General features: G+C 64.6%; 9 protein-coding genes. 3 read left to right on the top strand and 6 right to left on the bottom strand.

Annotated features, from left to right (window positions below; genetic code table 11):
* Positions 1-63 precede the first annotated feature (63 nt).
* Positions 64-759, bottom strand: coding sequence for an aspartate/glutamate racemase family protein (locus AC1RZR_RS07160; protein WP_477269048.1), 696 nt, complete (start codon positions 757-759; stop codon positions 64-66).
* A 52-nt stretch (positions 760-811) separates the two neighbouring features.
* Positions 812-2995, bottom strand: coding sequence for a primosomal protein N' (locus AC1RZR_RS07155; protein ID WP_477269047.1), 2184 nt, complete (start codon positions 2993-2995; stop codon positions 812-814).
* 90 nt (positions 2996-3085) lie between these two features.
* Here AC1RZR_RS07155 and fsa point away from each other — a divergent pair, with 90 nt between their 5' ends.
* Positions 3086-3742, top strand: coding sequence for a fructose-6-phosphate aldolase (gene fsa, locus AC1RZR_RS07150; RefSeq protein ID WP_481828089.1), 657 nt, complete (start codon positions 3086-3088; stop codon positions 3740-3742).
* A 105-nt stretch (positions 3743-3847) separates the two neighbouring features.
* Here the strand turns inward: fsa and AC1RZR_RS07145 are convergent, their stop codons facing one another.
* The 3 genes from AC1RZR_RS07145 to leuS form a co-directional block, all read right to left on the bottom strand.
* The gene (locus AC1RZR_RS07145; protein ID WP_481828088.1) at positions 3848-6562 is read right to left on the bottom strand and encodes a DNA translocase FtsK; all 2715 of its coding nucleotides are present in this window, start codon (positions 6560-6562) and stop codon (positions 3848-3850) included.
* Between the two features lie 318 nt (positions 6563-6880).
* Positions 6881-7462 (bottom strand): LPS assembly lipoprotein LptE, encoded by a 582-nt coding sequence (gene lptE, locus AC1RZR_RS07140; protein ID WP_477269045.1) that lies wholly within the window; start codon positions 7460-7462, stop codon positions 6881-6883.
* Positions 7449-10073 carry a leucine--tRNA ligase gene (gene leuS / locus AC1RZR_RS07135; protein WP_481828087.1) on the bottom strand — a complete coding sequence of 875 codons (2625 nt, stop codon included), beginning with the start codon at positions 10071-10073 and terminating at the stop codon, positions 7449-7451. Before leuS ends, lptE begins: the two co-directional genes overlap by 14 nt.
* Positions 10074-10225: 152 nt before the next feature.
* Here leuS and AC1RZR_RS07130 point away from each other — a divergent pair, with 152 nt between their 5' ends.
* Together AC1RZR_RS07130 and AC1RZR_RS07125 are read left to right on the top strand one after the other, a co-directional pair.
* Positions 10226-10888 (top strand): YggS family pyridoxal phosphate-dependent enzyme, encoded by a 663-nt coding sequence (locus AC1RZR_RS07130; protein WP_481828086.1) that lies wholly within the window; start codon positions 10226-10228, stop codon positions 10886-10888.
* Positions 10889-10995: 107 nt separating this feature from the next.
* A complete protein-coding gene (locus tag AC1RZR_RS07125; RefSeq protein WP_481828085.1) occupies positions 10996-12048 on the top strand; it encodes an aldo/keto reductase in 1053 nt (350 codons plus the stop codon).
* Between the two features lie 50 nt (positions 12049-12098).
* Here AC1RZR_RS07125 and AC1RZR_RS07120 read toward each other — a convergent pair whose 3' ends face one another.
* The gene (locus tag AC1RZR_RS07120; RefSeq protein ID WP_477269041.1) at positions 12099-13007 is read right to left on the bottom strand and encodes a LysR family transcriptional regulator; all 909 of its coding nucleotides are present in this window, start codon (positions 13005-13007) and stop codon (positions 12099-12101) included.
* Positions 13008-13020: the final 13 nt, after the last annotated feature.

The following is a 13020-nucleotide window of genomic DNA, read 5'->3' as shown; positions in this document are numbered from 1 at the left end:
TCCCCAGGGAAGCGCCACGCGCTTTTCCCGCGAAAACCGTTTCAGACTTTGCCTGGAATTGCTTCAGGGCAGCATGAAGGCCACCGCTGCCTCGGCATGGATGCGCGTCGTGTCGAAGACCGGGATGTCGAAGTCCGGCTGGCCGATCAGCATGGTGATCTCGGTGCAGCCCATGATGACGCTGTCCGCAGCCTCTTCGCGGCGCAGGCGTTCGGTCTCGGCGATATAGGCCGCCTTGGAGGCTTGGGTGACGACGCCCTGGCACAGTTCCTCGTAGATGACGCGATGCACCATGTCGCGCCCGGCGACATCGGGCACCACGGGCTGCAATCCGTATTTGTCGGCGAGCCGACCCTTGTAGAAATCCTGCTCCATGGTGAAGCGCGTCGCCAGCAGCGCCGGGCGCTGCATGCCGGCGCGCTTGATGGCGGCCGCAGTGGCGTCGGCAATGTGGATCAGCGGGATCGACACCGCCGCCTGCACCTGGTCGGCCAGTTTGTGCATGGTGTTGGTGCACAGAAGCAGGCCTTCCGCGCCGCTCGCCTCGAGTTTGCGCGCGGCGTCAGCCAGAAGCACGCCGGCGCCGTCCCAGTCGCCGTGATGCTGCCGCTCGGCGATCTCGGCGAAGTCGAACGACCACAGCAGCAGCTTGGCCGAATGCAGGCCGCCAAGTCGCTCACGCACGATCTCGTTGAGCAGCCGATAATAGATGGCGGTCGATTCCCAACTCATGCCGCCGAGAAGGCCAAGGGTTTTCATGTGATCTTCCTGTCTCGCCGGCTTGTGCCAGCCCATCGCTGCAATCGCATTCTTACAAAAAGCTTTGCGGGTCGATATCCACCTGCACCCTGACCGAACCGCGCTGTTTCGGCCCATTGGCCAGCATGGCGCGAATGAAGCCTTGCATGTCGGCGCGGCGCTCGCCCTGGATCAGCAGGCGAAACCGGTGGCGGCCGCCGAGCAATGACAGCGGCGCCTCGGCCGGACCCAGCACGAACAGGTCGGTGGCCTCGGGGGCGGCACGGCGCAGGCCGCGCGCATGGCCCTCGGCTTCTGCCCGCGTCACTGCGCTGACGATGACGCCGGCGAGCCGGCCGAAGGGCGGCAGTGCCGCCCGTTCGCGCTCGGCAATCTCGCGCTCGTAAAAAGCCTCGGCATCGCCGGAGACGATCGCCCGCATCACCGGATGGTCGGGCTGGAAGGTCTGCAGCAGGCCGAGGCTCTTCTTGCCGGTGCGACCAGCGCGGCCGGTCACCTGGCTGAGCAGCTGGAAGGTGCGCTCGGCGGCACGCGGATCGCCATTGGCGAGGCCGAGATCGGCGTCGACGACCCCAACCAGCGTCATGTTGGGGAAGTTGTGGCCCTTGGCGACCAGCTGTGTGCCGATGACGATGTCGGCCTCGCCATCGGCGATCGCCTCCAGTTCCAGCCGCAGCCGCCGCACGCCGCCCATCAGGTCGGATGACAAGACGATGGTGCGCGCGTCCGGAAAATGCGCGACGACCTCCTCGGCGATGCGCTCGACGCCCGGCCCGCAAGCAACCAGATGGTCGAGCGTACCGCATTCCGGGCAGGCTTCGGGGCGGCGCTCATTGTGCCCGCAATGATGGCAGACCAGCTGGCCGCGAAAGCGATGCTCGACCAGCCAGGCCGAGCAGACCGGGCAGCCGAAGCGATGGCCGCAGACGCGGCACAGCGTCAGCGGCGCATAGCCGCGCCGGTTGAGGAACAGCAGCGACTGCTCCTTCCTCTCCAGCGTCTGGCGCATCTGGTCGAGCAGCACCGGCGACAGGAAGCCGCCGCGCGCCGGTGGCGCCCGCCGCATGTCGATCGCCTTGAGATGCGGGAGAGCCGCCTCGGCGAAGCGGGCGGAGAGCACCGCCCTGTTGTAGCGGCCCTGGCTGGCATTGACCCGGCTTTCGACCGACGGCGTCGCCGACGCCAGCATGACCGGAAAGCTGCCGATATGACCGCGAACCACCGCCATGTCGCGCGCATTGTAGAAGACGCGGTCTTCCTGCTTGTAGGCGGGGTCATGCTCCTCGTCGACGACAATCAGGCCAAGCTCCCTGAACGGCAGGAACAGCGCCGAGCGCGCGCCGGCGACGACACGCACGCCGCCTTCCGCCACTTGCCGCCAGACCCTCTCGCGCATCCTCGGCGGCAGGTCCGAATGCCATTCGCCCGGCTTGGCGCCGAAGCGCTGCTGGAAGCGCTCGAGAAAAGCATGCGTCAGCGCGATCTCCGGCAACAGGATCAGCACCTGCTTGCCCTGGTCGAGCGCGGCCGCCACCGCCTCGAAATAGACTTCCGTCTTGCCCGATCCGGTGACTCCGTCGAGCAGCGCGACATTGAACACACCGGCCGCGACATTGGCGCGCAGCATCTGTGCGGCGTCGTTCTGGTCCGGCATCAGTTCCGGTATCGCGTAGCTGGTGTCGGGCGCGGCCACCACCGGGCGCGGCGGGATCATCACCGTCTCGAACACGCCCTGCGCCCTCAGCCCGTCGATCACCGTCGACGACACGCCGGCCGCATGCGCCAGGCCCGACCGCGTCCATGCAAGCCCGCCTTCGGCCGTCTCCAGCACGCGCTCCCTCGCCCCCGTCATCCGGTCGGGCGCGAGAAGCGTGCGCTGCAGCCCCTCGATCCATGGCTCGGGGTCGAAAGCCTCCGGCGCCCTGAGCAGCATGCGCGCCACCATGCCCGGCGGCGACAGCGTATATTGCGCCACCCAGTCGACGAAGCGGCGCATCGCGCGGTCGATCGGCGGGCAGTCGAAGACCTGTTCGATGGGGCGCAGCTTTTTCGCGTCTACCTTCTCGACGGCGCCATCCCAGACGATGCCGGCGACCTGGCGCGGACCGAGCGGCACGCGCACGATCGACCCCGGCACCACGCGCATGCCGGCGGGCACCGCATAGGTGTAGGGACGTTCGGCGGGCATCGGCACCAGCACCGGCGCGGCTGCGACAAAGGGCGAATCTTCGTTCATGAGGCGTGACCTTGCCTCGACTTTGGTCTAGATCAAAGCGCAACGCTGAACGTGCCTTTCCCAGCACGACGAAATCGTCAGGAGACCGCCATGAAATTTTTTGTCGACACCGCCGACGTCAAGGATATCCGTGAGCTCAACGATCTGGGCCTGCTTGACGGCGTCACCACCAACCCGTCGCTGATCCTGAAATCCGGCGGCAAGATCGCCGAGGTCACCAAGCAGATCTGCGACATCGTCACGGGTCCGGTCTCGGCCGAAGTCACCGCCACCGAATATTCCGAGATGATGCAGCAGGCCAAGGTCCTGGCCAAGATCGCCGACAACGTCTGCATCAAGGTGCCGCTGACACTGGACGGCCTGAAGGCCTGCAAGACGATCCGCACCGAAATGAACCGGCTGGTCAACGTCACGCTCTGCTTCTCGGCCAACCAGGCGTTGCTTGCGGCCAAGGCCGGTGCGTCCTTCATCTCGCCCTTCGTCGGCCGCATCGACGACATCGGCATCGACGGCATGGAGCTGATCCAGGAGATCCGGCAGATCTACGACAATTACGATTTCCAGACCGAGATTCTCGTCGCTTCGGTTCGCACCGTGAACCATGTCAAGCAGGCAGCACTTATCGGCGCCGATGTTGTTACCGCGCCGCCGGCAACGCTGAAGGCACTGGTCAAGCATCCGCTGACCGACAAGGGCCTGGAGCAGTTCCTCGCCGACTGGGCAAAGACCGGCCAGTCTATCGGCTGAGATGGCGATCGGCCGAGGCCAATACCGTTCTCAACAAAAAGGCCGAGCAATCGGCCTTTTTTATTGCGCTTCCGAAGAAGTCGACCCCCCAAGGGCGGCCGCCGATCAATCCGTGCCCTCATCGCCGGGCGCGCTCACCTGCTGGCGCCGGCCCATGATGATCTCGCGTTTGCCGACATGGTTGGGTGCACCGACCAACCCTTCCTTTTCCATTCGCTCGACCAGCGATGCGGCGCGGTTGTAGCCGACACCGAGGCGGCGCTGGATGTAAGACGTCGAGCACTTCTTGTCGCGCACCACCACCTTGACCGCCTCGTCATAGATGGTGTCATTGTCTTCGGCTGCAACGGATCCCTTGTCGAAGACCGCGCCCTGATCGCCTTCGGCTTCTTCCTCATCCTCGTCGGCTGTCACGGTCTCCAGATATTCGGGGCGGCCCTGCGCCTTCAGATGCGCCACGACATGCTCGACTTCGGCGTCGGCAACAAACGGGCCATGCACGCGCGAAATGCGCCCCCCGCCCATCATGTGCAGCATGTCGCCCTGGCCAAGCAGCTGTTCGGCGCCCTGTTCGCCCAGGATGGTGCGGCTGTCGATCTTGGATGTCACCTGGAAGGAAATCCGGGTCGGGAAGTTGGCCTTGATCGTGCCGGTGATGACATCGACCGAAGGGCGTTGCGTTGCCATGATCAGGTGGATACCGGCAGCGCGTGCCATCTGTGCCAGGCGCTGGATGGCGCCCTCGATCTCCTTGCCGGCAACCATCATCAGGTCGGCCATCTCGTCGACGATGACGACGATATAGGGCATCGGCGCAAGGTCGATTTCCTGCTGTTCGAAAAGCGGCTCGCCCGTGCCCTTTTCGAAGCCGACCTGCACGGTCATGACGACCGTCTCGCCCTTGTCGCGGGCGGCAGCCGCGCGCTCATTGTAGCCGTCGATGTTGCGCACACCGAGCCGCGCCATCTTCCGATAGCGATCCTCCATCTCGCGCACCGCCCATTTGAGCGCGGTGACCGCCTTTTTTGGATCCGTGACGACGGGGGTCAAAAGATGCGGGATGCCGTCATAGACGGAGAGCTCCAGCATCTTGGGGTCGACCATGATCAGCCGGCACTCTTCCGGCTTCAGCCGGTAAAGCAACGACAGGATCATGGTGTTGATGGCGACCGACTTGCCGGAGCCGGTGGTGCCGGCCACGAGCAGGTGCGGCATCTTCGCCAACTCGGCGATGACAGGCTCGCCGCCGATCGTCTTGCCGAGACAAAGCGCCAGCTTGCAGCTGGTCCTGCGGAAGCCCTCCGATTCGATCAGCTCCCGGAAATAGACCGTTTCGCGCATCTCGTTCGGAAGCTCGATGCCGATGACGTTGCGGCCCGGCACAACGGCGACGCGCGCCGAGACCGCCGACATGGAGCGGGCGATATCATCGGCGAGCCCGATGACACGAGAGGATTTCACACCCGGCGCCGGCTCGAACTCGTAGAGCGTGACGACCGGGCCAGGCCGAACATGAATGATCTCGCCGCGCACGCCGAAATCTTCGAGCACGCTTTCTAAAAGATCGGCGTTCTGCTCAAGCCGCTCCTGCGACATGTAGAAGCCCTGCCCCTCCGGTGGCCGCTGCAACAGCTCTTCGGAGGGGAGCTGGTAGGAATCGCCTGCCGTTGAAGGCGCGATTTTCCCGGCCAGAGGCAAGCGTGAAGAAGGCTGTGCTGCCGCGACCCGCACCGCCATGTCCCGACTCCGCACGACGGCTACGACATTGCTTGCCGCAGCGGGGAGTGGAGCGACCTCGGCCTGCGGCGGCGCATTGCTCGCCGGCATGTCGGGCTGGGCGGCAGCTTCGTTCGAGTTGGATGGCCGGGCACCAGGCAAAGGCTTCTTGGGCTGGCCTGGAAGCCATTCGATGACACGAAACAGCGAGGTGGCATCGGCAACCATCGATGGGCTGATGTCGATCCGCGCAGCGGCGACCGGCGCCGGCGTGGCCGGGCTGGCCGGTTGGGCCTGGGGCGAAACGTCGACCAGATAGGGCGCCATGACCTCGAAGAAGGCGTGATCCGAAAGATGAGGCCAGCGCTGCGTCTCGGGGATGGCAGTATTGATCGCGGCGCTGCCCGCTGGGACGGCAGCCATGCGCGCGGATGCGCGTCCCGTTGCGGCCGTCATCGGAGGCACCGACGGAGCACGTCGTGCCTTGTCGCTGGCACGACTCGGCGCAGCAGACGCTGCAGTCAGCGGCGGCGTCCTTTGTGCGGCCGTTTCGCTGCCGCCCTGCAACCGGGCTGTTTCCAAATGGGGATTGCGGCTTTTCACCGACGCCGGCAATGCCAGCAGCGAAGGCGCAAGTGGCGCGTCATCGACGATGGATTGCATGATTGCCTGCTGCGTTGGGAGCGCGACTGGATCGCCTTGCTGGACGACACGGTCGCTCTCCTGGCGGTGCTTCTTGGTCTCATAGTCCGGCGTGCGGGTAAAACGCACGTTGGGCGCGAGGAAGAAGTATTCCTGCCAGGCAGGACTTTCGATGTCGCCGATTTTCGAGGCCGCATCGCTTGTCCCAAGGCCACCCCTCGGCTCCATATAGGGCCGCCTGTTGCCGCCGAGATCGACAGCCCTTGCGGAATAGCCGGCCTGCTGTGTACCGGACTGCCGTCCGTCCTGTCCCTGGTGAGTCGGGCGATCAAGGCCGCCTGTTCCGGCTGAAGGGGCTCGCTGACTGGCCCTGCCACGCATGCCATCCAGACGCTCCACCCCAGGGTCATCGGGCGAAGTTGCCTTCAATGAGGTGACCCTGGGAAAACGCTTGGATTCCATTCTCAAGACTCGCTCTGAAACGTCTGCCGAGCAATAGGGAGCGAGTGGTTAACAGTTGCTTCCCGGCGGGCTCGATGATCGACGATCTTGGAACAGCAATGTCATCATACCGGCCGCAACGAACGAGGCCAGGACCGTGGTCTCGCAGCACTCACGCCGGTGGCGCGACCTGCCTGCAGGAGCCACAAGGATGTGAGGCAGGCTATCTTCGCGGCACTGTCGGACGGGTCCGGCTTCGGGGTGCCTGATCGTGATGTCACCGATATCCAGCATACCCTCGCTTTGACGCGAGGGCGTAAGATACGAATGGACTGGGTGCTAGCCGGCCTTGCCGTGCCTGACCAGGTCCTGGGCGATCGACAGCTGCAGGGCTTCGGCCAGCTCGCGCGCGGCACGGTTCTCCGCGTCGATCTGCGCCCGGTATGCGGCGAATTCCTGACGCGGCCTGTCGAAGGACGAGGTGATCGAGCGAACCCCGGACGCGATCTTTGCACCGGTCTTCGCATCGCTCAGCTGATAGTTGGCGGTCAGCGTCACGGAACCGGCGGTCGGCTCGTCTTCGTCGGTTCCGACCTGAACGAGTGCCGAGGATTCCACGGATTCGCCCACCCCTAGATAGAGCGAATAGACGGGCGAGGCCGGCTCGCCGGCGCCTCGTCCAAATCCGAAGATCAAATTGTTGCGCACCTGCTGCCCGAAACGCGTGTTGACCGGCTTGATGCCGATCGACGCCAGTTCCGCATTGGCGCTCACGGTCGAGCCGGTCGACAACGGCGCGTTCGAATAGAGCGGCCGCACCGTGCAGGCCGAGACCAGCGCAAGCGAGCCGAGCAGGCCGGCAAGCGCGATACGGCGCAGTAAAGGGCTCAGCTCTGTCTTTTCCCGATCAGGCAACGACATTGACGATCCTCTGCGGCACGATGATCACCTTGCGCGGAGCCTTACCTTCGAGCGCTTTCTGCACGAAGTCGAGAGCCAATACCGCTTTTTCGACCGCACCTTGGTCCGCGTCGCGGGCAATTGTCAAATCCCCCCGCTTCTTGCCGTTGACCTGCACCGGATAGGTGACTTCGTTGTCGACGACCAGCGCCGGATCGAAGACCGGCCACGGCCGTTGGGCGACCAGATCGGTGCCGCCGAGCGTTTCCCAGCACTCCTCGGCCAGGTGCGGCATGACCGGCGCGATCAGATGCACGAGTATCTCCACGGCCTGCCGGCAGGCGCCTTTCAACGCCGCATCGGCCTTACCCTCCGCCACTTCGTTGAGCGGCGCGGTCAGTGCGTTGGCCAGTTCGTAGATGCGGGCGATGGCGCGGTTGAACGCGAGTTTCTCGATATCCTCGCCGACCGCCTTCAGGATCTTGTGCGCGGCCTTGGAGACGGCTCCGGCGTCGCCGGCATTGGCGGCCACGGGCTCGACGCCCACCAGCGTTTCGGCCGCCGTCGACACCAGGCGCCAGATGCGCTGCATGAAGCGATGCGCGCCGGCCGCGCCGTCGTCGGTCCATTCGACATCGCGCTCGGGCGGCGAGTCCGACAGCATGAACCAGCGCGCCGTGTCGGCGCCGTAGCCGTCGGTGATGTCTTCCGGGCTCACCGTGTTCTTCTTCGACTTCGACATCTTTTCGAGCGGGCCGATCGTCACCGCCTCGCCGGTGGCGACGTCAATGGCGCGGCGCTTGCCGTCGACATCCTCCAGCTTGACCTCGGTCGGCGCCAGCCAGCGGCCATTCGATGCCGAACCGACGCGATAGGTTTCGTGCACCACCATGCCTTGCGTGAACAGGCCCTTGAACGGCTCGGCCAGATCGACATGGCCTGTCTCGCGCATGGCGCGGGTGAAGAAGCGCGAATAGAGCAGATGCAGGATCGCGTGCTCGATGCCGCCAATATACTGATCGACAGGCAGCCATTCGTTCGCCGCCATGGGATCGGTCGGCTCATGCGCCCAGGGTGCCGTGAAGCGGGCGAAATACCACGACGAATCGACGAACGTGTCCATCGTGTCGGTTTCGCGCCGAGCATGCTTGCCGCATTGCGGGCATTTGACGTGCCGCCAGGTCGGATGGCGGTCAAGCGGATTGCCCGGCCGGTCGAAATCGACATCGTCCGGCAGCTTGACCGGCAGGTCGGCCTTCGGCACCGGCACGACGCCGCAATCCTCGCAATGGATCATCGGAATCGGGCAGCCCCAGTAGCGCTGCCGCGAAATGCCCCAGTCACGCAGGCGGAAATTCACCTTGCGCTCGGCCATCGGCCGGTTGCCGATGGTCTTCTCTTCCAGCCGTTTCGCGACCTCGTCGAAAGCCTGATCCGGCTTCATGCCGTCGAGGAAGCGCGAATTGATCATCACGCCGTCGCCGTCATAGGCTTCATCGATGATCTGGAAGCTTGCCGGGTTCTCGCCTTCCGGCATCACCACCGGTACCACAGGCAGGCCGTATTTGTTGGCGAAGTCGAGGTCGCGCTGGTCGCCCGACGGACAGCCGAAGATGGCGCCGGTGCCGTACTCCATCAGCACGAAATTGGCGACGTAGACCGGCAGCGTCCAGCTGTCATCAAACGGATGAACAACGCGGATGCCGGTGTCGAAACCCTTCTTCTCGGCCGTCTCCAGCGCCGCCACCGAAGTGCCCATATGGCGGATCTCGTCGATGAACTTGGCCAGCGCCGGATTGGTCTCGGCAGCTTTCTTTGCCAGCGGGTGATCGGCGGCGACAGCCATGAAGGAGGCGCCGAAGATGGTGTCGGGCCGCGTCGTGTAGACTTCCAGCTCATGCTCGCCGCCAGAAGCGGTGGCCAGCGGCCAACGGATCAGCAGGCCTTCCGAGCGGCCGATCCAGTTCTGCTGCATCAGCTTCACTTTTTCCGGCCATTCGTCGAGGCCGTCGAGCGAATCCAGCAGGTCCTGCGCGAAGTCGGTGATCTTGAAGAACCACTGCGTCAGCTCGCGCTGTTCGACCAGCGCGCCCGAGCGCCAGCCGCGCCCGTCGATGACCTGCTCGTTGGCAAGCACCGTCATGTCCTCCGGGTCCCAATTGACCTTGGAGGATTTGCGCGTCACCAGCCCCTTCTCGACAAAGTCGAGGAACAGCATCTGCTGGCGGTGGTAATAGTCGACGTCGCAGGTGGCGAATTCGCGCGCCCAGTCCAGCGACAGGCCCATGACCTTGAGCTGCTCACGCATGGTGGCGATGTTCTGGTAGGTCCATTCCTTGGGATGGACCTTGTTCTGCATCGCCGCATTCTCGGCCGGCATGCCGAAGGCGTCCCAGCCCATCGGGTGCAGCACGTTGAAGCCCTTGGCCCGCTTGTAGCGCGCCACCACGTCGCCCATCGTATAGTTGCGGGTGTGGCCGATATGGATGCGCCCCGACGGATAGGGGAACATCTCCAGCACGTAGTATTTCGGGCGCGGATCGTCATTGTGCGCTTCGAACAGCTTCTTGGCGTCCCAGGCTTTCTGCCATTTGGGCTCTGACGCGCGCGGATTGTATCGTTCGGTTGCCATGGGACGTTTTTCACTTAAAAGCATGCGACTGCGGGCGACAGCTCGGCAGTTCATTGGATATGGTCCGGGTGTTCACCATGGTTTGGCAAACCCGTCAACCATATGGGTCCCGCGTCGGTCAAAAACGCGGATCAAAACAGCGGGATTTGCATATGGGCGACGCCGTTCAGCAGTTTTTCGCGGTCAAGGCCAAGATCGCCGCCGCCGAGCGCGAGGCCGGTCGCCAAGCTGGCGCGGTGACGCTGGTCGCGGTTTCCAAGACCTTTGACGCGGCTGACATAAGCCCGGTCATTGAGGCCGGACATCGCGTTTTCGGCGAAAACCGCATCCAGGAAGCGCAGGGAAAATGGCCGGTGTTGAGGGAGGCCTTTGCCGACATCGAACTGCATCTGATCGGTCCGCTTCAGTCGAACAAGGCGAAGGAGGCGGTGGCGCTGTTCGACGTCATCGAGACGATCGATCGCGACAAGATCGCCGCTGAACTCGCCAAGGAAATCGCCAGGCAGGGCCGTGCGCCGAAGCTCTATGTCCAGGTCAACACCGGCTCCGAGCCGCAAAAGGCCGGCATCGAACCCCGCGACGCGCTCGCCTTCGTCGCCCGTTGCCGCGATGTCCATGGCCTCGGCATCGAAGGCCTGATGTGCATCCCGCCGGCGGACGACAACCCCGGTCCGCATTTCGCCTTGCTGGAGAAGCTCGGCAAGGAAGCCGGCGTCGCCAGACTGTCGATGGGCATGTCCGGCGACTATGAGACGGCGGTCGCCTTCGGCGCCACCAGCGTGAGGGTCGGTTCGGCGATCTTCGGCAGCCGCTGACACGCCGCGGCCCTTGGACCAGTCTGGCGAGTTCGCTGTGCCAGCATTGGAAACGAAACGTACCGTTCCTATTTGCTGAATGTCATCACGATTCTCCTGGAGCCACCATGCGTTACAACCAGCTTGGAAATACGGGGATGTTCGTCTCCGAACTTTGCCTCGGCACCATGACAACCTTCGGCGCCGCCGGCGAAAACGCCCAATGGGGCCTGATTGCCAGCCTCGATCAGAAGGGCGTCAACGAAATCGTCGCCCGCTCGCTCGCCGCCGGCGTCAATTTCTTCGATACGGCCGACGTCTATTCCTTTGGCCAGTCAGAGAGGCTGCTCGGCCAGTCGCTGAGGGACCTCGGCGTCAACCGGCAGAACGTCGTCATCGCCACCAAGGTGCACGGCGCCATGGGTGAAGGCCCGAACCAGCGTGGCTCGTCACGCGGCCACATCATGGATTCGGTCGATGCCAGCCTCGAGCGGCTGCAACTCGATCATATCGATCTCTATCAGTTGCACGGCACCGACACGGCGACGCCGATCGACGAGACGCTGCGGGCGCTGGATGACCTGGTTGCCAGCGGCAAGGTCCGCTATGTCGGCGTTTCCAACTGGCAGGCCTGGCGCATCGCCAAGGCGCTCGGCATCGCCGACCGCAAGGGCTTCGCCCGCTTCGAGACCATCCAGTCCTATTATTCGATCGCCGGCCGCGATCTCGAGCGCGAAATCGTGCCGCTCATCAACGAAGAGAAACTCGGCCTGATGGTGTGGTCCCCGATGGCCGGCGGTCTGCTGTCCGGCAAATACGGTCCCGGCGCGCCCGGCAATGGCGAGGGCCGCCGTGCCTCCTTCAATTTCCCGCCGGTCAACGAGGATCGTGCCTGGGCGGCTGTCGCCGTCATGCGCGAGATCGCCAGGAAGCACGACGTGAGCGTTGCCACGGTGGCGCTCGGCTATGTCCTGGCCAAGCCGTTCGTGATGAGCGTCATCATCGGCGCCAGCCGCATGGAGCAGCTGGAGCAGAACCTCGCCGCCACTGAACTGAAGCTCGACACCGACGATCTCGTCCGCCTCGACGAGATCAGCGCCTTGCCGGCCGAATATCCCGGCTGGATGGTGGAGCGTCAGGCAGCCGGCCGCCGTCCGGCGCCGTTCACTCCGAAAGCATAGAAGCTGCAGCGAAGACATCTCGGGAGCCTCGCCGGTTCCCGAGAGCCCTGTCAGGTCAGCCGCACGCTCTCCCCCAGAAAATCCAGAAAGGCCCGCACCCGCGCCGGCAAATGCCGGCCCTGGCCGACATAGACGGCGTGGGTGGGTTCCTCGTCACCAGGATTGAAATCCTCAAGCAGCGACACCAGCCTGCCCGCAGCGATATCGGCTGCCACGTGCCAGCGCGCCAGCCGAGCGATGCCGGCACCCGCCAGCGCCATCAGCCGCATCGCCTCGCCATCGCTGACCAGCGTGTTGCCGGCGATCGGAACCATGATGGGGTTGCCGGCCGCATCGAGGAACGGCCAGCCGTCGAGATGCCTGACGAAACCGAAGCCCATGCGGTTGTGCTGGTCGAGATCGGCGGGTGTCAGCGGCCTGCCATGTGTGCCGAGGTATGAGGGTGCGGCAACGACAACCACCGGGCTTTGCCCGAGCTTGCGCGCCACCAGCCGTGATTCGCCGAGCGGGCCGGCACGGATGGCGACGTCGGCGCGTTCCGCCATCAGGTCGATGACGCTGTCGGTCAGCACCAGATCGACCGAAATCTCTGGGTAGCGTCCGAGGAAGCGCGGCAAAAGCGGGATCAGCCGGTGCACCCCGAAGGGGACGTAGGTGTTGACGCGCAGCCGTCCGCGCGGCGCCGCACCCGCCGCTGCCTCCTGTTCGGCTGCTGCCATGTCAGCCAGGATGCGCAGGCCGCTATCGTAGAACGCGGTGCCTTCCGGCGTCAGTTGCAGCTTGCGCGTCGAACGGCTGACCAGGCGTGCGCCGAGCCGGGCCTCCAGCCGCGCGATCAGCTTGCTCACCGCCGACGGCGTCATGCGCAACGCGCGTGCCGCAGAAGAGAAACTACCTTCCTCGACAACGCGCACGAACACTTCGATCTCGCCGGAGCGATTGATGTCGGGCCTGGCCATTTGTGAATCTATT

This window comes from Mesorhizobium bavaricum (assembly GCF_056781655.1).
The sequence above is the reverse complement of the archived record's forward strand: the minus strand, read 5'-3'. Positions and strand labels throughout refer to the sequence as shown.

Excerpts from the sequence above, each read along its gene's own strand:
- AC1RZR_RS07160 (WP_477269048.1), bottom strand. The coding sequence starts at position 759 with ATGAAAACCCTTGGCCTTCTCGGCGGCATGAGTTGGGAATCGACCGCC.
- AC1RZR_RS07155 (WP_477269047.1), bottom strand. The coding sequence starts at position 2,995 with ATGAACGAAGATTCGCCCTTTGTCGCAGCCGCGCCGGTGCTGGTGCCG.
- fsa (WP_481828089.1), top strand. The coding sequence starts at position 3,086 with ATGAAATTTTTTGTCGACACCGCCGACGTCAAGGATATCCGTGAGCTC.
- AC1RZR_RS07145 (WP_481828088.1), bottom strand. The coding sequence starts at position 6,562 with ATGGAATCCAAGCGTTTTCCCAGGGTCACCTCATTGAAGGCAACTTCG.
- lptE (WP_477269045.1), bottom strand. The coding sequence starts at position 7,462 with ATGTCGTTGCCTGATCGGGAAAAGACAGAGCTGAGCCCTTTACTGCGC.
- leuS (WP_481828087.1), bottom strand. The coding sequence starts at position 10,073 with ATGGCAACCGAACGATACAATCCGCGCGCGTCAGAGCCCAAATGGCAG.
- AC1RZR_RS07130 (WP_481828086.1), top strand. The coding sequence starts at position 10,226 with ATGGGCGACGCCGTTCAGCAGTTTTTCGCGGTCAAGGCCAAGATCGCC.
- AC1RZR_RS07125 (WP_481828085.1), top strand. The coding sequence starts at position 10,996 with ATGCGTTACAACCAGCTTGGAAATACGGGGATGTTCGTCTCCGAACTT.
- AC1RZR_RS07120 (WP_477269041.1), bottom strand. The coding sequence starts at position 13,007 with ATGGCCAGGCCCGACATCAATCGCTCCGGCGAGATCGAAGTGTTCGTG.